The sequence below is a fragment of the Frigoribacterium sp. MEB024 genome, assembly GCF_000878135.1.
Classification (GTDB): domain Bacteria; phylum Actinomycetota; class Actinomycetes; order Actinomycetales; family Microbacteriaceae; genus Frigoribacterium.
In genome coordinates, this window is the sequence record NZ_JXQZ01000001.1 from 114,742 (window position 1) to 139,248 (window position 24,507).

The 24,507-nt window shown below is 69.4% G+C and carries 19 protein-coding genes; 11 read left to right on the plus strand and 8 right to left on the minus strand.

Translation table 11 applies throughout. The features are described 5' to 3' along the window. Window positions 1-186 precede the first annotated feature (186 nt). Genes SZ60_RS00505 through SZ60_RS00515 form a run of 3 tightly spaced genes read left to right on the plus strand, consistent with a single transcriptional unit; the run spans window position 187 to window position 3,459 of the window. Complete coding sequence (locus SZ60_RS00505) at window positions 187-1,446, plus strand: RNA polymerase sigma factor (protein WP_043592854.1); 1,260 nt, start codon at window positions 187-189, stop codon at window positions 1,444-1,446. A 4-nt stretch (window positions 1,447-1,450) separates the two neighbouring features. Continuing rightward, a complete protein-coding gene (locus tag SZ60_RS00510) occupies window positions 1,451-2,710 on the plus strand; it encodes a MurT ligase domain-containing protein (protein ID WP_043592674.1) in 1,260 nt (419 codons plus the stop codon). Next, the gene (locus tag SZ60_RS00515) at window positions 2,707-3,459 is read left to right on the plus strand and encodes a hypothetical protein (protein ID WP_043592675.1); all 753 of its coding nucleotides are present in this window, start codon (window positions 2,707-2,709) and stop codon (window positions 3,457-3,459) included. Before SZ60_RS00510 ends, SZ60_RS00515 begins: the two co-directional genes overlap by 4 nt. Before the next feature lie 100 nt (window positions 3,460-3,559). Here SZ60_RS00515 and SZ60_RS00520 read toward each other — a convergent pair whose 3' ends face one another. After that, window positions 3,560-3,787 (minus strand): hypothetical protein, encoded by a 228-nt coding sequence (locus SZ60_RS00520; protein ID WP_043592677.1) that lies wholly within the window; start codon window positions 3,785-3,787, stop codon window positions 3,560-3,562. A gap of 224 nt (window positions 3,788-4,011) precedes the next feature. On the opposite strand from SZ60_RS00520, the gene SZ60_RS00525 reads away from it, so the two are divergent. Next, complete coding sequence (locus SZ60_RS00525; protein WP_043592679.1) at window positions 4,012-6,126, plus strand: type IIA DNA topoisomerase subunit B; 2,115 nt, start codon at window positions 4,012-4,014, stop codon at window positions 6,124-6,126. 84 nt (window positions 6,127-6,210) lie between these two features. Here SZ60_RS00525 and SZ60_RS00530 read toward each other — a convergent pair whose 3' ends face one another. After that, on the minus strand, window positions 6,211-8,724 hold the full coding sequence (locus tag SZ60_RS00530; RefSeq protein WP_043592681.1) for a DNA topoisomerase (ATP-hydrolyzing) subunit A: 2,514 nt from the start codon (window positions 8,722-8,724) through the stop codon (window positions 6,211-6,213). 61 nt (window positions 8,725-8,785) lie between these two features. Between SZ60_RS00530 and SZ60_RS00535 the strand changes: the two genes are divergently transcribed. After that, window positions 8,786-9,916 (plus strand): alkaline phosphatase family protein, encoded by a 1,131-nt coding sequence (locus SZ60_RS00535; protein WP_043592856.1) that lies wholly within the window; start codon window positions 8,786-8,788, stop codon window positions 9,914-9,916. A gap of 25 nt (window positions 9,917-9,941) precedes the next feature. Here the strand turns inward: SZ60_RS00535 and sepH are convergent, their stop codons facing one another. Then, window positions 9,942-11,096 (minus strand): septation protein SepH, encoded by a 1,155-nt coding sequence (sepH, locus tag SZ60_RS00540; protein WP_043592682.1) that lies wholly within the window; start codon window positions 11,094-11,096, stop codon window positions 9,942-9,944. Between the two features lie 198 nt (window positions 11,097-11,294). Here sepH and SZ60_RS00545 point away from each other — a divergent pair, with 198 nt between their 5' ends. Next, window positions 11,295-11,588 (plus strand): DUF4193 domain-containing protein, encoded by a 294-nt coding sequence (locus tag SZ60_RS00545; protein ID WP_043592858.1) that lies wholly within the window; start codon window positions 11,295-11,297, stop codon window positions 11,586-11,588. Here the strand turns inward: SZ60_RS00545 and SZ60_RS00550 are convergent. Continuing rightward, window positions 11,563-12,018 (minus strand): DUF3093 domain-containing protein, encoded by a 456-nt coding sequence (locus SZ60_RS00550; RefSeq protein WP_043592684.1) that lies wholly within the window; start codon window positions 12,016-12,018, stop codon window positions 11,563-11,565. The genes SZ60_RS00545 and SZ60_RS00550 overlap by 26 nt on opposite strands. Before the next feature lie 39 nt (window positions 12,019-12,057). Between SZ60_RS00550 and dut the strand changes: the two genes are divergently transcribed. The 5 genes from dut to dxs all read left to right on the plus strand — a co-directional run bounded on the left by dut (window position 12,058) and on the right by dxs (window position 19,042). After that, window positions 12,058-12,519, plus strand: a complete 462-nt coding sequence (dut, locus tag SZ60_RS00555; RefSeq protein WP_197073470.1) for a dUTP diphosphatase — start codon at window positions 12,058-12,060, stop codon at window positions 12,517-12,519. Between the two features lie 77 nt (window positions 12,520-12,596). Further along, window positions 12,597-13,235 (plus strand): DUF3710 domain-containing protein, encoded by a 639-nt coding sequence (locus SZ60_RS00560; RefSeq protein WP_043592861.1) that lies wholly within the window; start codon window positions 12,597-12,599, stop codon window positions 13,233-13,235. Between the two features lie 6 nt (window positions 13,236-13,241). Then, window positions 13,242-14,000, plus strand: coding sequence for a DUF3159 domain-containing protein (locus SZ60_RS00565; RefSeq protein ID WP_043592686.1), 759 nt, complete (start codon window positions 13,242-13,244; stop codon window positions 13,998-14,000). A 151-nt stretch (window positions 14,001-14,151) separates the two neighbouring features. Continuing rightward, complete coding sequence (acnA, locus tag SZ60_RS00570; RefSeq protein ID WP_043592687.1) at window positions 14,152-16,968, plus strand: aconitate hydratase AcnA; 2,817 nt, start codon at window positions 14,152-14,154, stop codon at window positions 16,966-16,968. A 127-nt stretch (window positions 16,969-17,095) separates the two neighbouring features. Then, complete coding sequence (gene dxs / locus SZ60_RS00575; protein WP_043592689.1) at window positions 17,096-19,042, plus strand: 1-deoxy-D-xylulose-5-phosphate synthase; 1,947 nt, start codon at window positions 17,096-17,098, stop codon at window positions 19,040-19,042. A 98-nt stretch (window positions 19,043-19,140) separates the two neighbouring features. On the opposite strand, the gene SZ60_RS00580 is transcribed toward dxs, so the two are convergent. From SZ60_RS00580 to SZ60_RS00595, 4 genes are all read right to left on the minus strand, one after another. Further along, window positions 19,141-21,264, minus strand: a complete 2,124-nt coding sequence (locus SZ60_RS00580) for a 3-hydroxyacyl-CoA dehydrogenase NAD-binding domain-containing protein (protein WP_043592690.1) — start codon at window positions 21,262-21,264, stop codon at window positions 19,141-19,143. Beyond that, window positions 21,261-22,466: a thiolase family protein gene (locus tag SZ60_RS00585; RefSeq protein WP_043592692.1), complete on the minus strand. Its 1,206-nt coding sequence runs from the start codon at window positions 22,464-22,466 to the stop codon at window positions 21,261-21,263. The genes SZ60_RS00580 and SZ60_RS00585 overlap by 4 nt, the downstream gene beginning before the upstream one ends. 73 nt (window positions 22,467-22,539) lie before the next feature. Beyond that, window positions 22,540-23,859, minus strand: coding sequence for an HRDC domain-containing protein (locus tag SZ60_RS00590; protein ID WP_082059744.1), 1,320 nt, complete (start codon window positions 23,857-23,859; stop codon window positions 22,540-22,542). Window positions 23,860-23,902: 43 nt separating this feature from the next. Further along, window positions 23,903-24,499 carry a DUF3000 domain-containing protein gene (locus tag SZ60_RS00595; RefSeq protein ID WP_043592694.1) on the minus strand — a complete coding sequence of 199 codons (597 nt, stop codon included), beginning with the start codon at window positions 24,497-24,499 and terminating at the stop codon, window positions 23,903-23,905. Between the last annotated feature and the right edge of the window lie 8 nt (window positions 24,500-24,507).

The window sequence follows — 24,507 nt, forward strand, 5'->3', positions numbered from 1 at the left end:
GTTCATGTCCATCGATCGAGTTCACGAGTCGGCACAGTCGACGCGCTTTCGATCGAGGACTTGACATGGGTCCTAGTACTGCCCGAATTCGGCCGACGCCCAGTGCCGGTCGACGTCCCCACCGGCGCACGTGAACGCGACGATCGCGTCCGGTCCGGAACGTACCGAGAACTGAAAGGTGTTCGCATGGCTACACGCAGCAAAGCGACCACGGCCCCTGACGAGGCCGTGACCGACGACACGGCCGTCGAGGCCGAGACCACGGCTCCCGTCGCCAAGAAGGCCCCGGCGAAGAGGGCTCCCGCCAAGAAGGCGGCGGCCAAGGCGCCGGCCAAGACCGCAGCCGCCAAGAAGGCCGCCGCGGCCGAATCCGCCGACGACGAGGTCGACGCCGAGGCCGCCGTCGATCCGGCTGCAGGCGACGACGCCGAGGCCGAGGGTGCGAAGCCCGCACCCGAGATCTTGCCGACGGGTGCGCTCGTCATCTCGCAGGACGACGACGACGAGATGCCCGTCTACTCGACGACCATCACGGGTGCGACGGCCGACCCCGTCAAGGACTACCTGAAGCAGATCGGCAAGGTCGCCCTGCTGAACGCGGCCGAAGAGGTCGAGCTCGCCATGCGCATCGAGGCGGGCCTGTTCGCCGACGACAAGCTCGCCAACAGCACCGGCCTGAGCCGCGAGCTCGAGCGTGAGCTGCGCTGGGTGTCGCGCGACGGCCAACGCGCCAAGAGCCACCTGCTCGGTGCCAACCTCCGACTCGTGGTCAGCCTGGCCAAGCGCTACACGGGCCGCGGCATGCAGTTCCTCGACCTGATCCAAGAGGGCAACCTGGGTCTGATCCGCGCCGTCGAGAAGTTCGACTACACCAAGGGCTTCAAGTTCTCCACGTACGCCACCTGGTGGATCCGCCAGGCCATCACTCGTGCCATGGCCGACCAGGCCCGCACGATCCGCATCCCGGTGCACATGGTCGAGGTCATCAACAAGCTCGCCCGCGTCCAGCGCCAGATGCTGCAAGACCTGGGACGCGAGCCCACGCCCGAAGAGCTCTCCCGTGAACTGGACATGACGCCCGAGAAGGTCGTCGAGGTCCAGAAGTACGGTCGCGAGCCCATCTCTCTCCACACGCCTCTGGGTGAAGACGGCGACAGCGAGTTCGGTGACCTCATCGAGGACACCGAGGCCGTCGTGCCCGCCGACGCCGTCGGGTTCACGATGCTGCAGAAGCAGCTCGAGTCGCTGCTCGACAGCCTGTCCGAGCGTGAAGCCGGCGTCATCCGCATGCGCTTCGGCCTGGGCGACGGCATGCCGAAGACCCTCGACCAGATCGGTGACACGTTCGGCGTGACGCGCGAGCGCATCCGCCAGATCGAGTCCAAGACGATGGCGAAGCTCCGCCACCCGTCGCGTTCGCAGTCGCTCCGCGACTACCTCGAGTAGGCCCGTGCGTTACCTGGTCCCCGTGCTGGCCGGCCGACTCGTCCGGGCGGTCGCCCGGTTGCGGGGCGGCGGGTCCGCGTACCCGGGGCAGACCGTCCTGAAGCTCGCGCCCGATTTCCTGACGCACGTCTCGTCGCAGTTCGAGCGCGGCGTCGTGTTCGTGCTCGGATCGAACGGCAAGTCGACGACGACGATGATGCTGACCGAGACGCTCCGGGCCCACGGGCTCAAGGTGTTCACGAACCCGACGGGTGCCAACCTGCCTCAGGGCATCGCGTCGGCCTTCCTCCGCGAGGTGACGCCGTTCGGTCGCGTCCGCGACGACATCGGCGTGATCGAGGTCGACGAGGCGTTCGCCGTCGAGTTGACGAAGTCCCTGCACCCCTCGACGGTGCTCATGCTCAACGTGCAGGTCGATCAGCTGTACCGGTTCTTCGAGACCGAGCGGGTCGGCACGATGATGACCGACACGGCTGCCGTGGCCACCGCCGCGGTCGTGACGAACCGCGACGACCAGCACCTGGGCCCGTACCAGGCCGTCGGTCGCCAGACGGTGACCCGTTTCGGTGTCTCACCCGAGGTCGTCTCCGCGTCACCCAACGGCCTCCAGAACGCCAACGACTTCAGCCGTGAGGCCGACACCTCGCTGACCGCCGAGACCGAGGTGACCGCTCTCACGGGCACGGGTGCCACCATCACCGTCTCCGGCACCCCGATCGACGTCCGGCTGCCGGCGCGTGGTCTGCACTACGCCGTGGACGCCGCGGCGGCCCTCCAGACGGCGTCGGTCGTCCTGGGGCACCCGGTCGACCCGACTGCCGTCCAGCGGGCCTTCGAGAGCATGAAGCCGGCCTACGGTCGCGGTGAGCGCATGTCCCTCGGCGCCGACGAGGCCGAGTTCATCATGTTCAAGAACGCGGCGAGCCTTCAGATGAACCTCGACGCACTCCCGCAAGGCGTCGAGCAGGTCATGTTGGCGATCGACGAGGGCACGCCCGACATCTCGTGGATCTACGACATCGACTTCTCGCACCTCGACCACGTCGACGTCCTCGCGGGAGCGAAGGCCTGGCAGTTGGCCTTGCGACTCGAGCACGAGGGCATCCCCGTCCACGTGATCGAAGAGGACATCTCGAAGGCCATCCGCCTCATGCGGGCCCTTCCGTCCCCGAGCGACAACACGAAGCACTTCGTGACGAACTACGAGCAGATGATGCTGGCCCGCCGCATCCTCGGCCACCCCGACCTGGAGAAGACCGCGTGAGCGACGACGTCCTCCGAATCGTCCACCTCTACCCGGAAGAGCTCGGTGTGAGCGGTGATCGGGGCAACGTGACGACGCTCGCGGTGCGCGCGCGCCGAGCCGGGGTCGACAGCTCGGTCCTCGAGTACCGGATCGGTGACGACGTGCCGACCGTTGCCGACGTGGTCGTGGTGGGGCACGGCCCCCTGTCGGGCGTCCGTGCCGTCGCCGCCGACGCTCGTCGCCTCGCGCCGGCACTCGAGTCGTTCGCCGCCTCCGGCGTCCCCGTGGTGGCAGTGGGGGGCGGTCTCGAGCTCCTGAGCCGCGGAGTCGAAGGCGTCGACGGCGAGTCGGTCGAGGGAGTCGGCTTCTTCGACGCCGTCGTCCGCCGTGGGGCTCCTCGGAGGACGAACTACCTGCAGGTGACCACCGACTACCAGGGTGACGAGATCACCCTCTTCGGCTTCGAGGACCACGCCGCCCACCTCGAGCTCGGCACGGACGCCGAGCCGTTCGGTTCCGTGGTCCACGGCGGCGGGAACGGCGACGGCCGCGAGGGGGTACGCCGAGGGGTGTCGTTCGGCACCCAGCTCAAGGGACCGGTTCTCCCTCTGAACCCCGCCCTGACCGATCGGGTCCTGCGAGTCGCGTTGAGCCGCCGCATGATCTCTTACTCGGCGGGCGCAGAGCACGCGAAGCTCGACGAGTACGCCGCCGCGTCGCAGAAGGTGATCGCCGACAACCTCGAACGCTCGTTCAAGGCCATGTGACGACCTCGGCACGGCAGCACGACGAAGGCCCCGCATCGATCGGATGCGGGGCCTTCGTCGTGCTGCCGACCTGGGCTGTGGTCCGGGGCGGCGTCGTGTCTCAGTGCGCGAGGAGCTTCGAACTCTCGTCGAGCCATTCGATGGCGGTGGGCTGCAGCTTCTCTTTGAACTTCGCGCCGTGGTGTGCGCAGAAGAGCAGTTCGCCGGTGGCCATGGTCGCGCGGATGTAAGCCTGGGCTCCGCAGCTGTCGCAGCGGTCTGCCGCGCTCAACTGGTAGCGGGAGCCGAGCTCGTCGACGGCGGTCTGGTCGGTGGCCATCTGAGTCATGTGATGCTCCTCCTGACGGTGGTGCGGTGGGTGAGACACTCATCAAAACACGCCGACGTCCGTATCGTGTGACATCGGCCCCGGATTTCGCTCATCGCGTAGCGGCGACCGGGCCGGAGAGTGTCGGAACTGCCGTGTCGGTAGCCCTCGGTAGGCTGTAACGCGGCCACCGCCTCCCCGCATTCCCGTCGTCGAGAGATGACGGCGGGCCCTTCAGGAGAACCATGCCCCCCACCTCGTCCGCACCCGCCTCCGACTACTCGGCCCGGCACCTCTCGGTGCTCGAAGGCCTCGAGGCCGTGCGCAAACGTCCCGGCATGTACATCGGGTCGACCGACTCGCGTGGCCTCATGCACTGCCTCTGGGAGATCATCGACAACTCGGTCGACGAGGCGCTCGGGGGGCACGGAGACACGATCGACGTCGTGCTGCACTCCGACGACAGCGTCGAGGTCCGCGACAGCGGTCGTGGCGTGCCGGTCGACATCGAACCCAAGACGGGCCTCAGCGGTGTCGAGGTCGTGTTCACGAAGCTCCACGCCGGGGGCAAGTTCGGTGGTGGCTCGTACACGTCGTCCGGTGGCCTCCACGGTGTCGGGGCCTCCGTCGTCAACGCGTTGTCGGAGCGGCTCGACGTCGAGGTCGACCGGGGCGGCAAGACGTACGCCATGTCGTTCCGCCGTGGCGAACCCGGCACGTTCGACGACGAGGGGGAGCCCACCCCCGATTCACCGTTCACCCCGTTCGTCTCGGGCAGCGTGCTCCGCGAGGTCGGCAAGACCAAGCGCGGTGTCACCGGCACCCGGGTGCGGTACTGGGCCGATCGGCAGATCTTCACCCGGGGGGCCTCGTTCCAGACCGACGAGCTGTCGGCAAGGGCACGACAGACGGCCTTCCTCATCCCGGGGCTCACGCTCACGCTGCGCGACGAGCGTGCCGGATCGCTCACCGACGGCGGCTTCCCCCTCGAGAGCACCTTCCGCTTCGACGGTGGGATCAGCGAGTACGTCGAGTTCCTGGCGCCCGACACGGCGGTGACCGACACGTGGCGCCTGACCGGGTCGGGCACCTACACCGAGACGGTGCCCGTGCTCACGGACGGTGGAGCCATGATCGCGACCGAACTCGAGCGCCAGTGCGACGTCGACATCGCACTGCGCTGGGGCGGGGGATACGAGACCGTCTTCCGCAGCTACGTGAACATCATCGCCACGCCGAAGGGCGGATCGCACCAGACCGGCTTCGAGACCGGGCTGCTGAAGTTCGTCCGTCAGCAGGTCGAGGCCAACGCCCGTCGCCTCAAGGTCGGCACCGACAAGATCGAGAAGGACGACGTCCTGGCCGGCCTGACGGCGGTGCTCACCGTGCGCCTCCCCGAGCCGCAGTTCGAGGGCCAGACGAAAGAGATCCTGGGCACGCCGGCCGTACGGGCCATCGTGGCGAACGTCGTGGCCACCGAGTTCGGCAAGCTGTTCACCTCGACCCGCCGTGAAGACAAGGCCCAGACCGCCCTCGTGCTCGACAAGGTCGTCGCCGAGATGAAGACCCGCATCGCCGCCCGGGCGCACAAAGAGACCCAGCGTCGCAAGAACGCCCTCGAGAACTCGACCCTGCCGGCCAAGCTCGTCGACTGCCGGTCGAACGACGTGGCGAACAGCGAGCTGTTCATCGTCGAAGGCGACTCCGCGTTGGGCACGGCCAAGGTCGCCCGGAACAGCGAGTTCCAGGCCCTCCTGCCGATCCGCGGCAAGATCCTGAACGTCCAGAAGGCCTCGGTCAGCGACATGCTGTCCAACCTCGAATGCGCCTCCATCATCCAGGTGCTGGGGGCCGGGTCGGGGCGGTCCTTCGACCTCGAGGCAGCCCGCTACGGCAAGGTCATCATCATGAGCGACGCCGACGTGGACGGTGCCCACATCCGGACGCTGCTGCTCACGCTGTTCTTCCGGTACATGCGACCGATGATCGAGGCCGGTCGCGTCTTCGCGGCCGTTCCCCCGCTGCATCGGGTGGTCGTGATGCACCCCGGCAGCAAGCCCAACGAGACGATCTACACGTACTCCGAGAAAGAGCTGCACGGCGTCCTCGCGGGGCTCAAGCGCACCAACAAGAAGTTCCAGGACCCCATCCAGCGGTACAAGGGTCTCGGCGAGATGGATGCCGAACAACTCCGGACCACGACGATGGAACGTCAGAACCGCATGCTGCGCCGCGTCAAGGTCGACGACGCCGAGAACGCCGCACGGGTCTTCGAGTTGTTGATGGGCAATGACGTCGCCCCTCGCAAGGAGTTCATCATCGACGGAGCCGGTCTCAGCCGCGACCGCATCGACGTCTGAGTCCCGACCGACTCGTGGCCGACGAGGACGGCGCCGCCTCTCGACTTCGAGGTGCGGTGCCGTCCCGGTCGGTCGTCCGAGGCGTCACTCGCCGGGTTCGGCGCCTGCCTCGAGGCCCGTGGCCGAGTCGGTGATGTGGGCCACCGAGGCCCCGACGGACCCGACGGGTGCGTCGAGGGGCATGCCGGAGCCGTCCCGGCGTGACAGCTCGGTCGGCAGGCTCCGGACGGAGCCGTCCGGGCCGACCGCCTGCGCGGGGGCCGGTCCGACCCAGGCCAGCGACAGGGCGTCTTCGCCCTTGAGCAGCGAGTGGGACCGGACGCCGCCGGTGGCGCGCCCCTTGCCCGGGTACTCGTCGAAGGCACTGAGCTTCGCACGTCCGGGGTCGGTGCCGGCGATCGTCGAGCTGCTCGACGACACCGTCGCGACGACGGCCTCGTGACCTGCGGGCACGGCGCCGAAAAAGATGACGCTCGCGTCGTCCGGGAGGTTGATGCCGGCCACCCCGCCGCCGGCGGGCCCCTGCGGTCGTACCGCCGAGGCGGTGAACCGGAGCAACTGCGTGGCGGAGGTGACGAAGACGAGTTCGTCCTCGTCGACCCCCTGGGCGACTCCGACCACCTGATCGCCCTTCTTCAGGGTGATGACCGGGAAGTCGGGTCGGGCGGGGTACTGGCCGGTCGCGACCCGTTTGACGACACCCCTGGCCGTGCCCAGCGCGATGCTCCGTTCCGCGGTGAGCGAGACGAGCCCGAGCACCCGTTCTTTCTTGTCGACCAAGCCGATGTAGTCCCTGATGGGCACCCCCGCACCGAGTTGGACCGACGTGGGTGGCACCGACGGGAGGTCGACGGGCGTGAGACGGATCAGACGCCCGAGGTTCGTCACGGCACCGATCTCGGTCCGCGTGGTCGTGTCGATCGACGACAAGACGGCATCGTGCTTGGTGCGGCGGGTCGGGGGAGTGGGGGCCGCGGAGTCGGGGTCGAGGTGGTCCACGCGCAGGACGCGACCCGTCGTCGAGAGGAACACCCGGGTCGGGGTGTCGGCGATCTCGAGGACGGGGGTGGACCTGCTGCCGCGACCCGTCGTGGCGACGCTCGGCTTGGCCTCGGTGAGGAGGGTCCGCCGCGGCGTGCCGAACTGCTCCGCCATCTCGCCGAGCTCGCTCGAGACGAGGGCACGGAGGCGGGCCGCGTCGGCCAACAGGTCCTTGAGGTCGGCGATGGCCGCGAGCAGCTCGTCACGTTCGGCCTCGAGTTCGATGCGACTGAACCTGGTCAGCCGGCGCAACTGCAGGTCGAGGATGTACTCGGCCTGGATCTCGCTGAGGTCGAACACCTCGCGCAGCCGAGCGCGGGCAGCGGCCGTGTCGTCGCTGGTCCGGATCACCTGGATGACCTCGTCGATGTCGACGATGGCGACGAGCAGGCCCTCGACGAGGTGGAGTCGGTCTTCTTTCTTCGCCAACCGGTAGCGGCTGCGACGCGTGACGACCGACAGGCGGTGGGCGACGTAGACCTCGAGCATCTCCTTCAGCCCGAGCGTGCGCGGCTGCCCCTCGACCAGGGCGACGTTGTTGATGCTGAAGCCGTCCTCGAGCGGCGTGTACCGGTAGAGCTGCTCGAGGACGGCTTCGGGGCTGAACCCCGTCTTGATCCCGATCACGAGACGGAGACCGTGCTTGTGGTCGGTGAGGTCGGTGACGTCCGTGATGCCGGTCAGCTTCTTCGCCTGCACCCCGTCCTTGATCTTCTCGATCACCTTCTCGGGCCCCACCAGGTACGGCAGCTCGGTCACCACGAGCCCGTTCTTCCGCGCCGTGATGCTCTCGACGCCGACCCGCGCCCGGGTCTTGAAGCTGCCCCGACCCGTCGCGTAGGCGTCGCGGACCCCCGCGAGCCCGGCGATCGTGCCGCCGGTGGGCAGGTCGGGCCCGGGCACGAACGCCATGAGGTCGTCGAGGCTCGCGTCGGGGTGGTCGATGAGGTGTCTCGCGGCGCCGACGACCTCGACGAGGTTGTGTGGCGCCATGTTCGTCGCCATGCCCACCGCGATGCCGCTCGCACCGTTCACCAACAGGTTGGGGAAGGCCGCGGGAAGCACCTCGGGCTGCATCAGCTGGTTGTCGTAGTTGGGGACGAAGTCGACGACGTCCTCGCCGAGTCCCTGCGTCATGGCCAGGGACGCCTCGGCGAGACGGGCCTCGGTGTACCGCGGTGCAGCGGGCCCGTCGTCCAGGGATCCGAAGTTGCCGTGCCCGTCGATCAGCGGCACGCGCATGGTGAACGGCTGCGCCTGACGCACCATGGCGTCGTAGATCGCGGTGTCGCCGTGTGGGTGGAGCTTGCCCATGACCTCGCCGACGACGCGCGCGCTCTTCACGTGACCGCGGTCGGGCCGCAGGCCCATCTCGGACATCTGGTAGAGGATGCGCCGCTGGACCGGCTTGAGGCCGTCCCGGGCGTCGGGGAGCGCCCGCGAGTAGATGACCGAGTACGCGTACTCGAGGAACGACCCCTGCATCTCGAGCGAGACGTCGATGTCCTCGATGCGTTCGCCGTGGTCGGGGCTGCTCGTGTTCTCGGTGGTGGTCATGCACTTCTCACGGATCGGGGTGGACGGGGCACCCGATCGTCGCTGTGCCAGACTGGGGCCGGTGTCCTCCATCGTACCGGCGCGCCCCCAGGGGGCCGTGAGCCTGGCCGACGTGGTGCCCTCGTGTCTCGCGTCCCTCCGCGGTGAGACCAACGCGCTCCACCTCCCTGCCGCACGGGCCGCCGTCGTCGTCCTGGTGGACGGTCTCGGCCAGGCGGCTCTCGGAGCCCGTCGAGGCCACGCCAGGACGTTGTCGAGCGTGAAGGGCAGCCTGTGGTCCGGGTGGCCCACCACCACCGCGGCGGCGCTCACCACGTTGACGACCGGGGCTCTTCCCGGCGAGCACGGCCTCGTCGGCTACTCGGCCCTCGACCCCGAGAACGATCGTGTGGTCAAGCAGCTCTCGGGCTGGGACGACCGCATGCGACCCGACGAGTGGCAGCGCCGTCCCACGCTGTTCGAGACGGCTCCCGACGTGGAGTCCCATGCCGTGGGCCCCAAGCGCTACCGATCGTCCGGCCTGACCGAGGCCATCCTGCGAGGAGCCACCTACGACGTGGCGGAGAGCGTGGGAGACCGCTTCGCGACCGCGGCGAGACTGGTCGAATCGACCCGCGCCTCCTTGGTGTACCTCTACGTCCCCGAACTCGACATGATCGCCCACCGCGCCGGATGGGAGTCCGACGAGTGGATCGACGCCCTCGAGGGCGTCGACGCCGAGGTGCGGGGGCTCGAGTCCACGGTCGCACCCGACGTCGGCGTGATCGTGACGGCCGACCACGGGATCGTCGACGTCGCCGAACGGCGACGCATCGTGTTCGGGGGGACGCCGGCCCTGGTCGACGGGGTGAGGCACGTGGCGGGGGAGCCTCGCTGCCTGCAGCTGCACCTCGAACCCGACGCGGACGAGTCCCGACGGAGTGCGTTGCTCGACGCCTGGCGGGCGGCGGAAGGGGACCGGGCCTGGGTGCTGACCCGAGCCGAGGCGGTCGAAGCCGGTTGGTTCGGGGCCGTCGACCCCGCCGTGCTGCCGCGCATCGGCGACCTCATCGTGGCTGCCCGTCGGGGGGTCGCCTACTACGACGGCCGAGATCGCGGCGGTGAGCCCGGCACGATGGTGGGCCACCACGGGTCGTGGTCCGACGACGAGACCCTGGTTCCCCTGCGCACGTTCGGTGCCTACCGGCGGTGACGGTCGCCGACCCTGGGCAGAGGGGTCAGGCGGGATCGTCGTCCGAGCGGGCGCCGAACACGATCTCGTCCCAGCTCGGCATCGAGGTGCGCCCACGCGACTTCTTCGCCGGCTGAGCAGCGCTGGGCATCTCGCGACGGCCCGCTCGTCCGCGGCTTCCCCGGATGCCCGTGGGCTGGACCGGCGCGTCGGCCGTCCCAGCGTCACCGTGGTCCGACGGGTGGGGCAGCACGGGCGTGGGCTTGGTGGCCCCCTCGGGCAGGTCGAAGTCGTCCAGGGGGACGTCGATCACGCGGATCGTCCCGGTGACCGGGTGGTCGGAACGCCCGTCGTCGTCCGAGAAGCGGGCGGCCTCGCGTTCTCCGCGACGCCGGCGCAAGGCCTCGAGCAGGTCGGCGGTCTGGTCGTGCCCGCTCGCGTCGTCCGGCGCCCGGTTGGCGGCGGCGAAGGAGGCGGTGCCCCGGACTCCGGGACGCAACCGATCGGTCGCGGTCTCGGCCGGCAGTTCGACGTCGTCGACCTGGTCCACCAGGAACGCCCCGCTGTCGAAACGACCCGAGGTGTCGTCGTGGCGTGGCTCGCGGGCCACGACCCGGAGGCGCGGCACGAGCGGCCCGGCCTCCTCGCCGTGCTGGGAGAGTCGGTGGGCGTCGCCGCCGAGGGGAGCCAGGACCGACTTCTTCGGGTCGAAGCGCCACGTCGCGTCGCGCTCGACCTCATGTGTCACGAAGGCCAGGTGGACCACCCAGCCGTGCTCGGCGTCCTTGTAGGCGCTCCACTCGCGTTGCGAGGTCTCGGCGCCGTCGAGTCGCTCGTCGATGACGGCTCCGAAGGTCGTCGCGTGCACGCCGGAGGCCGCATCGTCGGCGACGGACACCGTGACGGCCCGTGCGCTCTCGAGGACGAAGGCGCGCTCGGCCAGGACCGGTCCCTCGAAGCGGTGCACGTAGTCGAGGTCGGCGCCGGTCAGGTCGGCGACCTGCTGCGGAGTCTTGCCCGCCCGGACCAGGGCCTGGATCTCGCGTGGCGGAGCCTTCCGCTCGACCGGAGCGTCTCCCGGGTTGGCCGCCCGGAGCTGGGAGTGGAGGGTGTGGGTGACGGGAAGGCGGTACTCGCCACCGGCGTCGGTGGAGACGAGCAGAGCTCCGCTCTGGACGCCGATGACCCTGAGATCCTGCATTTTCCACGCCTTTCACCGTCGTGATACGGAGCCAAGAGTCGCACGTCGGCACCCGTTCTCGCGGGAATACGACGGGCGTGCCGTCAGTTCTTCCGAGGCGGCTGAAAGGCCGTGGGAACGGGTTTGCTATTCGACAACGAGTGATGCAAACTGCACCCGCCGAATCGGGCACACGAACGACCGAAGAACTGGATGGGCATGGCCACCGACTACGACGCACCTCGCAAGAACGACGACGACGGCTCGGAGTCGATCGAGGGGCTCAAAGAGAGGGTCCCCGACAAGATGACCGGCGTCGTCGACGACGACGCCGACAACCCGGGCTCGTTCGAGCTCGCCGGACAGGACCTCTCGGACCTCGACCTCGACGTCGTCGTCCTCCCCCCGCAGGTCGACGAGTTCACCTGTGTCGAGTGCTTCCTGGTGAAGCACCGCTCGCAGCTCGACCACGAGACGAAGCTGGGCGCTATCTGCCGGGAGTGCGCAGCCTGAGCTCCTCCAACCGCCGGACGACCTCGTCGGGACGACGGGTCGACACCAACCAATAGGGTGCCGGGTCGTCGAGGTCCGTCAACGAGATCTTGACCACCGGTCGCACCCACCCCCTGAAGAGGGTCCAGGCTCGCGCGTCGAGCCGGGGCCCTCTTTCTCGTGTCGCGTCGGCGCCGGTGAATCCCTCGGCCTCGCCGATCTCGTGCGCGTACAGCCGGGCGCGACCCGCGGTGAAGCCCTCGTCGTCGATCGTCAGCACGGGCGAGGTCAGGACGAGCAGGACGATGGCCGCTGCGTAGAACACGACGGCCATCACCACGCCCACGGTCGAGTTGATCGGCAGGAAGACCAGCAGGGTGGCCGGGACGAGCAACGCGCAGGCGAGGAAGACGGAGAGCGGCGGGAGCAGGCGCTCACGGTAGGGGTTCATGACATCCATTCGACCAGACTTCTGCACTACCCTCGACACGTGACCCAGACCCTCGACGTCCTCATCGCCGCCGAGGCGGGCTCCATGCCCGTCTACTCCCACCCGGGCGACGCAGGGGCCGACCTGGTCTCGACGCACGACCTCGTGCTGCGGCCCGGGCGCCGCGCACTCGTCGGCACGGGCGTGTCCATCGCCCTGCCCGAGGGTTTCGCCGCGTTCGTCATGCCCCGCAGCGGCCTGGCCGCCAAACACGGCATCACCGTCGTGAACGCCCCGGGCACCGTCGACGCCGGCTACCGCGGCGAGATCAAGGTCTCGCTGCTGAACACCGACCTCGAGGCCGAGCACCACGTCGCTGTCGGCGACAAGATCGCCCAACTCGTCATCATGCCGGTCGTCCGCGCGACGTTCGTCCCCGTCGCGACGCTCCCCGAGAGCGTCCGCGGGGTCGACGGGCACGGCTCCACCGGATACGCACACAACCCAGGAGGCACTGCGTGAGGAAGTCCAAACGCCGCGAGCAAGAACTGGCCGCCGTCGAGATCGACGTCGAGTCGGCGGACGTCGACGACGTCGAGATCGACATCGAGTCCCTCGACGACACCGAGGTCGAGGTGTTCGACGACTCCAAGTCGGCGCCCGAGGATCGCGCCGACGTCGGCCCCCTGGACGAGACCGAGGCCAACCCCGTCCGTCCGTACGTCGACCTCGGTGGCGTGAAGATCCTGCCCCGAGAGGGGCTCCACCTCCGACTCGAGGTCGAAGAGGGAAGCAAGCGGGTCGTCGCCGTCGGCCTCGACTTCGCCAAGTCGACGCTGCAGGTGCAGCCGTTCGCGGCTCCGCGCACGACGGGTCTCTGGAACGAGATCCGGGGCCAGATCAGCGAGCAGATCGAGAAGCAAGGGGGCACGACAGCCGAGGTCGAGGGGCCGTTCGGCCCCGAGGTCCGTGCCGAGATCCCCGTCATGGGTGGCGACCCCGGCACGACCAGGCGGGCCCGCTTCATCGGCGTCGACGGTCCTCGCTGGTTCCTCCGCGGCGTCATCGCGGGCGACGCGGCCCACGAGGGCGAGGCCGCCGAGAAGATCGAAGAGCTCTTCCGCAGCATCGTCGTGGTCCGCGGAACGACCCCGATGCCTCCGCGCGAGCTGATCCCGCTGGCCATGCCGAAGGCCGGCCCGACCGACGCCCCGGGCACCACGCCCTCGGTCGTCTGACCCGTCGTGTCCGCGTCCGACGAGCGGCCCGACCCGGCTGATCCGTCGCCGCTCGACGACCCCCGGGTCTCGCTCGCGGCCCAGTTGCAGGCTGCAGCCCGGCGGGCCGGCATCGGCCAGGTCGCACCCGGCGAGGTGCCCACGGCGTCCGCGCTGCTGACGGCCATCGGCGGGGTGCGAGGGCTCGTCGAGTCCATCGTCCCGGGCCTCGGTTTCGTGATCGTCTACACGATCACCCGCGACGTCGTGCCGTCGGTGCTGATCCCGCTGGCCCTTGCCGTGGGGTTCGTCGTCGCCCGGGCGGTCCAGCGAGGTCCGGTCGCCCAGGCACTCGCGGGCGTCTTCGGCATCGCCCTCTCCGCGGGGATCGCTCTGCTCTCCGGCCGGGCCGAGAACAACTTCGTCCCGGGGCTGCTGATCAACGCCGCCTCGCTCGCCGCCATGCTGGTCAGCATCGCCGTGCGCTGGCCGCTCATCGGCATCGTGGTGGGACTCCTCACGAACGACGGCACGGGATGGCGGGCCGATCGGGCCAAGCGGCGCGTGCTCGTCCTGGCCACGTGGCTGTGGGCCGGGCTGTTCGCCGCTCGCCTCGCCGTCCAGGTGCCCCTCTGGCTGGCCGGTGACGTGGCCCTGCTCGGCACGCTCAAACTCGTCATGGGCGTTCCCCTCTACGCCGGGCTGCTCTGGGTCACCTGGCTGCTCGTCCGGACGGTCTACCGCGGACGCGAGGCGGCGGACGACGCGCGGGGCCCCTCGGCCTGACCCGCGCCTCCTGGTGCTATGTTTTGTCTCGACATCGAGACAAATCGCTGGGATCGGCCCCGGGGACACCCCGCGGACTTAGGCTGACCTCGCTGGTGGGCGTCGCGCGCACCGGCCAAGATGAGGGCGTAGTCAGCAAGGGAGACGGCACGTGTCTGCAATCAACAGTTTCGGCTCGAAGAACACCCTCACGGTCGGGTCCACCGACTACGAGGTCTACCGCATCGACGCGGTCGAGGGTTCTTCGAAGCTTCCGTTCAGCCTCAAGGTCCTGCTCGAGAACCTGCTCCGCACCGAGGACGGTGCGAACGTCACGGGTGACCAGATCCGGGCCCTCGGGTCGTGGCAGCCCACGGCCGAGCCCGACACCGAGATCCAGTTCACGCCGGCGCGCGTGGTCATGCAGGACTTCACGGGGGTGCCCTGCATCGTCGACCTCGCCACCATGCGAGAGGCCGTCGCCGAACTGGGGGGAGACCCCACCAAGATCAACCCGTTGGCACCGGCCGAACTGGTCATCGACCACTCGGTCATCGCCGACCTCTTCGGCAGCGAGGACGCCCTCGAGCGCAACGTCGAGATCGAGTACGAACGCAACGGCGAGCGGTACCAGTTCCTCCGCTGGGGTCAGACGGCGTTCGACGACTTCAAGGTCGTTCCGCCGGGCACGGGCATCGTCCACCAGGTCAACATCGAGTACCTCGCGCGCGTCACGTACAGCCGCGAGGTCGGGGGCGTCCTGCAGGCGTATCCCGACACCCTCGTCGGCACCGACTCCCACACGACGATGGTGAACGGCCTCGGCGTGCTCGGCTGGGGCGTCGGCGGCATCGAGGCCGAGGCCGCCATGCTCGGTCAGCCCGTCTCGATGCTGATCCCCAAGGTCGTGGGCTTCAAGCTCTCCGGCTCGATCCCGACCGGCGTGACGGCCACGGATGTGGTGCTCACCATCACCCAGCAGCTGCGTCGACACGGCGTCGTGGGCAAGTTCGTCGAGTTCTACGGCGAAGGCGTGGCCGAGGTCCCGCTGGCCAACCGCGCCACCATCGGCAACATGAGCCCCGAGTTCGGCTCGACGGCGGCGATCTTCCCGATCGACGGCGTGACCCTCGACTACCTGCGTCTGACCGGACGCTCGGACGAGCAGATCGACCTCGTCGAGCAGTACGCCAAGCTGCAGGGTCTGTGGCACGATCCGTCGACCGAGCCCGTCTTCAGCGAGTACCTCGAGCTCGACCTCGCGACGGTCGTCCCGTCCATCGCCGGGCCCAAGCGCCCCCAGGATCGCATCGAGTTGACCGAGGCCAAGTCGCAGTTCGAGGTCGACCTCGAGAACTACGCCAGCACGGACCACTCGCACGTCGACGCCGCGGTCGAGGGCACGTTCCCCGCCTCCGACCCGATCGGCTTCACCGCCGAGGACGACGACGAGGCCCAGCCGCACTCGATCTCGCACACGTCGCACGCCCCGGCCAAGGTGTCCAAGCCGACGTCGGTCGCCCTCGATGACGGCTCGACGTTCACCCTCGACCACGGTGCGGTCGCCATCGCAGCCATCACGTCGTGCACCAACACGTCGAACCCTTCCGTCATGCTCGCCGCGGGCCTCCTCGCTCGCAATGCCAGCAAGAAGGGCCTGAAGGCCAAGCCGTGGGTCAAGACGACCCTCGCGCCCGGTTCGAAGGTCGTCACCGACTACTACGAGAAGGCCGGCCTGACGTCCTACCTCGAGGACCTCGGGTTCTACACGGTCGGGTACGGCTGCACGACCTGCATCGGCAACTCGGGTCCGCTCCTCGACGAGATCTCGACCGCGGTGCAGGACAACGACCTGGCCGTCACGGCCGTCCTGTCCGGCAACCGCAACTTCGAGGGTCGCATCAACCCCGACGTCAAGATGAACTACCTGGCGAGCCCGCCCCTGGTCATCGCGTACGCCCTGGCCGGGTCGATGAACTTCGACTTCGAGAACGACGCCCTGGGCACCGCCGACGACGGAACCGACGTCTACCTGCGGGACATCTGGCCCGACGCCGCCGAGGTGCAGCAGACGATCGACTCCTCCATCGACACCGGCATGTTCACCCACGAGTACGCGGGGGTGTTCGACGGTGACGAGCGCTGGCGCTCCTTGCCGACGCCCACCGGTGCCACCTTCGAATGGGACTCCGAGTCGACCTACGTCCGCAAGCCCCCGTACTTCGAGGGCATGACGATCGAGACCACCCCGGTCACCGACATCCGTGGCGCCCGCGTCCTGGCCAAGCTCGGCGATTCGGTCACGACCGACCACATCAGCCCCGCCGGGTCGATCAAGGTCGACAGCCCGGCCGGCCGCTACCTCGACGAGCACGGCGTCGACCGCAAGGACTTCAACTCCTACGGTTCCCGTCGTGGCAACCACGAGGTCATGATCCGGGGCACCTTCGCGAACATCCGCCTCAAGAACCAGCTGCTGGACGGCGTCGAGGGTGGCTACACCCGCGACTTCACGCAGGCCGAGGGCCCGCAGTCGTTCATCTACGACGCCAGCGCTCGTTACCAAGAGCAGGGGACACCCCTGGTCATCCTCGGTGGCAAGGAGTACGGCTCGGGATCGTCCCGGGACTGGGCCGCGAAGGGCACGAGCCTCCTCGGGGTCAAGGCGGTCATCACCGAGAGCTTCGAACGGATCCACCGGTCGAACCTGATCGGCATGGGCGTGGTTCCCCTGCAGTTCCCGCAGGGTGAGAGCTGGGAGTCGCTCGGACTCGACGGCACCGAGCAGATCGACATCGCCGGGATCGAAGAGCTCAACGAGGGCACGACGCCGAAGACGGTGCACGTGACCGCCACGCCGACCGCTCACTCGCCCGAGGGCAAGCAGCCGGTCGAGTTCGACGCCGTCGTGCGAATCGACACCCCCGGCGAGGCCGACTACTACCGCAACGGTGGCATCCTGCAGTACGTCCTGCGCAGCCTGGTCTGATCGACCGACCCCGCACCGACCAGACCCCCGGACGATCACCCGCGTCGTCCGGGGGTCGCACGGCGTTCTCGCCGGTCGCGTGCCTAGACTGGCGGGATGCCCGAGAGGGCCGAGAGGGAAGGCCAGCATGAGCCTGTTGCAGACGATCACGGGGCCTCGTGACCTCGACCGCCTGACGAACGAACAGATGGTCGAACTGGCCGCCGACATCCGCCGGTTCCTCGTGACCGAGGTGTCGAAGACCGGGGGCCACCTCGGGCCGAACCTGGGCGTCGTCGAGTTGACGTTGGCCATGCACCGGGTCTTCCACTCCCCGCACGATGCCTTCGTCTTCGACACCGGCCACCAGTCGTACGTCCACAAACTGCTCACCGGCAGGCAGGACTTCTCGGCCCTCCGCCTGCGGGGCGGTCTCGCCGGCTACCCGCAGCGGTCCGAGTCCGAACACGACATCGTCGAGAGCTCCCACGCATCGAGTTCGCTGTCGTGGGCCGACGGCATCTCACGAGCGTTCCAGCTCACGGGCCGCGACGACCGACACGTCGTCGCCGTCGTCGGCGACGGCGCGTTGACCGGGGGCATGACGTGGGAAGCCCTGAACAACATCAGCGACGACAACGACCGTCGCCTCACGATCGTCGTGAACGACAACGGCCGGTCGTACGCCCCGACCATCGGGGGAATGGCCCGCTTCCTCAACACCGTCCGCACCCGCCAGGCCTACCGCGAGCTCCACGTCGGCAGCCGGGCTGTCTTCGACCGGCTCGGACACCCGGGTCGCGCCGTCTACCGCGGTGTCCGAGGTGGACTGCACGGTTTCCTGAGCCGGTTCACCAACAACGAGGCGCTCTACTCGAACCTCGACATCAAGTACATCGGGCCGGTCGACGGTCACGACCAGGTGGCCATGGAAGAAGCTCTCCTCCAGGCGAAGAACTACGGCGCCCCCGTGATCGTGCACGCGATCACCGAGAAGGGCCGCGGGTTCGATCCCGCTCGCGCCGACGTGGCCGACCAGTTCCACGCGGTCGGTCAGATCGATCCCGAGACGGGCGAACCCCTCGAGACGGCCACCTCGCCGTCGTGGACGTCGGTGTTCGCCGACGAGATCGTCGACATCGCCGAGCACGACCCGAAGGTCGTCGGCATCACGGCCGCGATGCTGCGTCCCGTGGGCCTGCACAAACTCGCCGAGCGGTTCCCGAAGCGCGTCTTCGACGTCGGCATCGCCGAACAGCACGCGGTGACGAGCGCTGCGGGTCTCGCGTTCGGCGGCCTCCACCCCGTGGTCGCCCTGTACGCGACCTTCGTGAACCGCGCCTTCGACCAGGTGTTGATGGATGTCGCCCTCCACCGGGCGGGCGTCACCTTCGTCCTCGACCGGGCCGGCGTCACCGGGCCGGACGGTCCGAGCCACCACGGCATGTGGGATCTCGCGTTGCTGCAGATCGTGCCGCACATCCGGTTGGCTGCGCCCCGGGATGCGACACGCCTCCGCGAAGAACTCCGTGAGGCCGTCGCGGTCGACGACGCTCCCACGGTCATCCGGTTCTCCAAGGGAGCCGTCGGCGTCGAGCACGAAGCCGTCGAACGTCTCGAGGACGGTGTCGAGGTGTTGCGTCGCGCAGGGCACGACGACGTCCTCATCGTCTGCGTCGGCCCGATGGCCGGCATCGGGCTCGACGTCGCAGAGCGCCTGGAGGCCCAGGGCATCGGCGCGACGGTCGTCGACCCGCGATGGGTCGTCCCCGTGCCGGGCAGCATCATCGACCTCGCCGCGACCCACCGACTCGTCATCACGATCGAGGACGGTGTCCGGGTCGGCGGGATCGGCACCCGTGTGCGGCAGGACCTCCGTGGCGCAGGCGTCGACACGGCCGTGACCGAACTGGGCCTGCCCGACGAGTTCCTCGAGCACGGTTCCCGGGCCGAGATCCTCGAGGAGGCCGGCCTCACGCCACAGCACATCGCTCGCGACGTCGTGGCCCAGGTGCTCGGCAGCCGCATCCCCGTCGCGAGACCCCTGGACGAGACCACCGCCGCGTCGAGGCACGAGGACGCCCGACTCGACTGAGTCCCGGTGAGGTGACGTACGTCACCCACCGACGTCGAACGCTCCGTCTCGTCCGAGACGGGGCGTTCGACGTCGGTGGGCTCCTCGTCGTCCGCGGGCTACTCGACGCCGCGGATGGCCGGCTCGTGGAAGTCGCGATCTCGCACGCGCCGTGAGGCGCCGACGCGATCGAGGTACGGCGTGACCCCGCCCATCTGGAACGGGTACCCGGCTCCGAGGATCAGGCAGAGATCGATGTCCTCTGCGGCGGCCACCACGTGGTCGTCGAGCATGCGGCCGACCTCGTCGGCGAGGCCGTCCTCGATGCGGATGCGCAGCTCGTCGTCGGTGAGTGCCGTGCCCGGCCCGGCGGCGAGGGCGACGGCCTTCTTGTCGAACCCCTTGCGACGGCCCTTCGAGTCCCGCTCGAAGATGGTGCCGTGCTCGGCCAGACGGTGCAGTCCCTCACTGGCGAAGAACCGGTCGGGGAACGCGGCGTGGTGGGTGTCGAGCACGTGCGCCCCGACGGTCAGTCCCACCAGTTCGAGCAGCTCGAACGGCGTCATCGGCAGACCGAACGGGGCGGTCGCTCGATCGACCACCTCGAACGGCGTCCCCGTCTCGACGGCGTGCATGGCCTCGCCCAGCAACTTGGCCAGGATGCGATTGACGACGAAACCAGGGGTGTCCGCCGTGATGACGGCGTTCTTCCGGAGGGCCTTCGCCGTGACCATCGCCGTGCTGAGCGTCTCGTCGTCCGTCGCCGGGGTCTTGACGACCTCGACGAGGGGCATCACCGCGACCGGATTGAAGAAGTGGAACCCGACGAGGCGCTCGGGATGCGCGAGGCGCGCCCCGATCTGCTCGACGCTCAGCGACGAGGTGTTGGTCGCCAGCACCGCGGTGTCCGAGACGACGGCTTCGACGTTCGCGAACACCTCCTGCTTGACCGACAACTCTTCGAAGACGGCCTCGATGACCCAGTCGGCGTCGGCGAAGTCGCCGAGGTCGGTCGTGCCCGTGATCAGCGCCTTGAGTCGGTTGGACTCGTCACGCGAGATGCGTCCTTTGCCCTGCAACTCGTCGATCTCGCCCCTGATGCGGACGAGTGCCGTGTCGACGCGGGCCTGGTCGAGGTCGGTGATGACGACGGGCACGCGCAGGCGACGCACGAACAGCAAGGCGAACTGGCTCGCCATGAGGCCGGCGCCGACGATCCCCACCTTGCCGACTTTCCGGGCGAGGTCGGGCGAGGGGGCACCGGCGGGCTTCTTGGCACGCTTCTGGACGAGATCGAAGGCGTACATGCTCGCGTGGAACTGGTCTCCCGCCACGAGGTCGGCCAGTGCTTCGTCCTCCGCCGCGAAGCCGGTCGCCCGGTCGGTGTTCTTCGCGGCCTTGAGCAGGTCGAGCGCGGCGTAGGGCGACTTCGCGACGGTGCCGATCTTCGACTCGAGCGACTTGCGCGCCACCGAGATCGCGACGTCCCACTTGACCGCACGCTCGAGCTTGCCCGGGACGTTCGGTCGTTTGACGGTGACGCGGCCGGTCAGCACCCCGTCGGCCCACCGGATGCTGTCCTCGAGGAAGGACGCGGGGCCGAACATGACGTCGACGATGCCGAGTTCGAGCGCCTGGGCGGGCTTGAGCGTGCGGTTGTTCTTCAGGGGGTTCTCGATGACGACCTTGAGCGCGTTCTCGATGCCGATCAGGTTCGGAAGCAGCCAGGCGCCTCCCCAGCCGGGGATGATGCCGAGGAAGACCTCGGGCAGGGCGATGGCTGCCGCCGACGAGTCGACCGTCCGGTAGTCGGCGTGCAGACCGATCTCGACGCCGCCTCCGAGGGCGAGGCCGTTCACGAAGACGAACGTGGGCACCGCGGCGTCGTGCAGCTTGCCGAGGACGGCGTGACCGAGCCGGGCGAGTTCGCGGGCGACGTCTCGGCTGGGGATGGCGCTGACCTTGCTGAGGTCGGCGCCCGCCGCCAGGAAATACGGCTTGCCGGTGACGGCGATCGCCGCGATCTCACCCGAGGAGGCGCGGCTGCGGACGGCGTCGAGGGTCGCCCCGAACTCGTGCAGCGTCGCGGGACCCAGCGTGCTCGGCCGCGTGTGGTCGCGACCGTTGTCGAGGGTGATGAGGGCGAGCACGCCGCCGGAGGGCAACGGGACGTCGCGGACGTAGGAGTGCGTGACGACCTCGTCGGCCGACAGCTCGGTCAGTTGTTCGGTCGCCGAGCTCATGCGCGCGCCGCCTTCCGCGAGTAGTGGGGGTTCTCCCAGATGACGCTGCCGCCCTGGCCGAGGCCGATGCACATGGCCGTGAGGCCGTAGCGCACCTCGGGGTGCTGCTCGAACTGGCGGGCGAGCTGGATCATGAGCCGCACGCCCGAGGACGCGAGGGGGTGGCCCACGGCGATGGCGCCCCCCCAGGGGTTCACGCGCGGGTCGTCGTCGTCGATGCCGAAGTGGTCGAGCAGGGAGAGGACCTGCACCGCGAACGCCTCGTTCAGCTCGAAGAGGCCGATGTCGTCCATCGAGAGCCCGGCCTTGCGGAGGGCCTTCTCGGTCGACGGAACGGGGCCGATGCCCATGATCTCGGGCTCGACACCGGCGAAGGCGAAGCTGACCAGGCGCATCTTGGGGGCGAGCCCCAACTCTTTCGCGGCGGCGCCGGACGCCATCAGGCTGACCGTCGCCCCGTCGTTGAGGCCGGACGAGTTGCCGGCGGTGACGCGGCCGTGCGGTCGGAAGGGGGTGCGAAGACCGGCCAGCCCCTCCATCGTGGTCTCGGGACGAGGTGCCTCGTCGCGCGTGGCCAAGCCCCAGCCCTGGTCCGTCTTGATCGCCACCGGGACGAGGTCGGGTTGGATCTGGCCGGCGTCGTAGGCCGCCGCGAGCTTCTGCTGCGATCGCAGGGCGTAGCGATCGGACCGCTCTTTGGTCAGCTGGGGGAAGCGGTCGTGGATGCGCTCTGCGGTGTTGCCCATGTTCAAGGCCTCGCCGCTGACGAGCTTCTCGGCGACGAACCGGGGGTTCGGGTCGGCGGCGAACCCCATCGGGTGCCGACCCATGTGCTCGACCCCGCCGGCGAGGGCGACGTCGTACGCGCCGAAGGCGATGCCGCCGGCGACGCTCGTCACGCTCGTCATGGCGCCGGCGCACATGCGGTCGATGGCGTACCCGGGCACGGACTGGGGGAGCCCGGCGAGCAGCGCCGTCGTGCGCCCCAGGGTGAGGCCCTGGTCGCCCTGCTGCGTCGTCGCCGCGATCGCGACGTCGTCGATGCGTTCGGGCGGAAGGGACGGATTGCGTTCGAGGAGACCCTTCATCGCCTTGACGACCAGGTCGTCGGCTCGGGTCTGCCAGTACATGCCTTTGTCGCCGGCCCGACCGAACGGGGTGCGTACCCCGTCGACGAACACGACATCGTTGCTCTCGGCCACAGTGCCTCCAGTGTCAGGATCTGATGCCGATCTTAGGGACGACGTCTGGGGGCCGAGAATCGTTCGAGCAATCCTACGAAGCGCCGTCGCCCGTCGCCTCGGGCTCTTGGTGGGCGTCGACAAAGGCCTCGGCGACCGCCTCGGCGACGGCCTCGACCTGCCAGGCCCGGGCCCCCAGCTCGACCAGGGCGGTCGAGATGGTCGGTGCGTCGAAGGGGATGGGCGGATCCCAGGCCAGTCGCCTCAGGGTCTCGGGCGTGAGCAGGTTCTCGACCGGCAGGTCGAGCCCCTCGGCGATCGCGGTGACCTTGGGACGGACGGCCTTGTAGCGCGCGTCGGCGAGCGGGTTCTTGTCCGCCCAGGACCGAGGCGGGGGGAGGGTGTCGCTCGCCGGCCCCCGGTGGGAGGGCAGGTCCGTCGTCTCGCGGCCCCGTTCGATCGCCGCGAACCAGCGGTCGAGCTCGCTACGACTGGCGCGGCCGACGAACTCCTTGATGCCGGCCAGTGACCGTTTGTCGGTGGGCATGGCCTTGGTCGCGGCCACGAGGGAGGAGTCCGGGACGAGACGCCCCGGGGCCGTGTCGATCTCACGGGCGTAGTCGTCGCGGGCCTGCCAGAGCTCACGGGCCACGGCGAGCGATCGCGATCCGCGCACGCTGTGCAGCCCGGTCAGTCGACGCCACGGGTCGACCTTCGCCGGCTTGGCCTCGCGGCGCAGGGTCGCCTCGAACTCCTGACGCGCGATGTCGAGCTTGCCCGCGTCCGCGAGCACCGCCTCCATGGCGTCGCGCAGGTCGACGAGCAGCTCGACGTCGAGCGCGGCGTACACCAGCCAGCTCTGCGGCAACGGTCTCGTGGACCAGTCGGCGGCACTGTGCTCTTTGGCGAGGTGGATGCCCAGCAGCTGCTCGACGACGGCACCGAGCCCGACCTTGGGCAGACCGGCGAGGCGTGCGCCCAGTTCGGTGTCGAAGATGCGGCTCGGGTCGAGGCCTACTTCGCGCAGGCACGCCAGGTCCTGGCTGGCGGCGTGCAGCACCCACTCCTCGTCGCCGATGACGTCCTGCAGTTCGGCGAACGAGCCGATGGCGGGCGGATCGAGCAAGAACACCCCCGAGCCGCGTCGGAACACCTGGATGAGGTAGGCCCGCTGCGAGTAGCGATAACCGGAGGCGCGTTCGGCATCGATCGAGACCGGCCCGGTCCCGGCGCGGATCGCCTCGACGGCGGCCAGGTAGCCCTGCCGGTCGTCGATGACCGTGACCTCGCCGTGCAGCGAGTCGGCGGTCTCGACGACGGGTCGGACGGTGACCCGGGGTCGCGAGCCGCGCAGCGCGGAGCCGTCGGGTGCCGACTCGTCGGGTGCTGACTCGTCTGGTGTCGCTGTGGTCATGTCTCCGCTGTTCTCTCCGGGGGCGCTGTTCTGTTCCGGTGGTTCAGTCTCGTCCGACCCGCCGCGAGGCGAGGAGCGTGACGCCCTCGACCGTCGGGGGCAGACCTGCGAGCGTGCAGATCAACTCGCTCCAGGCCTCGATGTGGGGGGCCAGGTCGGTGGTGGTGGGGCTCCAGGACGCCCGGAGTTCGAGCTGGGCCCCGTCGCCGTGGCTGGCCAGCTCACCGTAGCCGGTCGAGAGGATCTTGGTCGCGGTGCCGGATGCCCGGTCGTACGAGGCCCCGCGGGCGTCGAGGCTGTCGACGAGCCAGGACCACGCGACGTCGGCCACGAACGGGTCGAGCGCGATCTCGGTCTCGAGGGGCGCCTGCGCGAAACCCACGACCCGGAACGGCCCGCCCCAGGCCTCGGGTTCGTCGTCGTCGTAGAGCAGCACGAAGCGGCCCGTGCCGAGATCGGGGTCGGGGCGGCCGGACGCACCGATGACGTCCCCGGCGAGGGCCAGCGCATGGGGGGCGAGGCCGTTCGGGGCGGGGATCTGGGTCACGGCGAGGGCATCCCGCGCGGCGGCACGGTGGACGGACTCGACGGCCGCGGCGAACGCGGGCGGCCGGGTCGGCGTCGGGGGGGTCTCGGACACCCTGGAAG

Coding starts and splice junctions, on each gene's coding strand:
- SZ60_RS00505 (WP_043592854.1), top strand. CDS start 187: ATGGCTACACGCAGCAAAGCGACCACGGCCCCTGACGAGGCCGTGACC.
- SZ60_RS00520 (WP_043592677.1), bottom strand. CDS start 3,787: ATGACTCAGATGGCCACCGACCAGACCGCCGTCGACGAGCTCGGCTCC.
- SZ60_RS00525 (WP_043592679.1), top strand. CDS start 4,012: ATGCCCCCCACCTCGTCCGCACCCGCCTCCGACTACTCGGCCCGGCAC.
- SZ60_RS00530 (WP_043592681.1), bottom strand. CDS start 8,724: ATGACCACCACCGAGAACACGAGCAGCCCCGACCACGGCGAACGCATC.
- sepH (WP_043592682.1), bottom strand. CDS start 11,096: ATGCAGGATCTCAGGGTCATCGGCGTCCAGAGCGGAGCTCTGCTCGTC.
- SZ60_RS00545 (WP_043592858.1), top strand. CDS start 11,295: ATGGCCACCGACTACGACGCACCTCGCAAGAACGACGACGACGGCTCG.
- SZ60_RS00550 (WP_043592684.1), bottom strand. CDS start 12,018: ATGAACCCCTACCGTGAGCGCCTGCTCCCGCCGCTCTCCGTCTTCCTC.
- dxs (WP_043592689.1), top strand. CDS start 17,096: ATGAGCCTGTTGCAGACGATCACGGGGCCTCGTGACCTCGACCGCCTG.
- SZ60_RS00580 (WP_043592690.1), bottom strand. CDS start 21,264: ATGAGCTCGGCGACCGAACAACTGACCGAGCTGTCGGCCGACGAGGTC.
- SZ60_RS00590 (WP_082059744.1), bottom strand. CDS start 23,859: ATGACCACAGCGACACCAGACGAGTCAGCACCCGACGAGTCGGCACCC.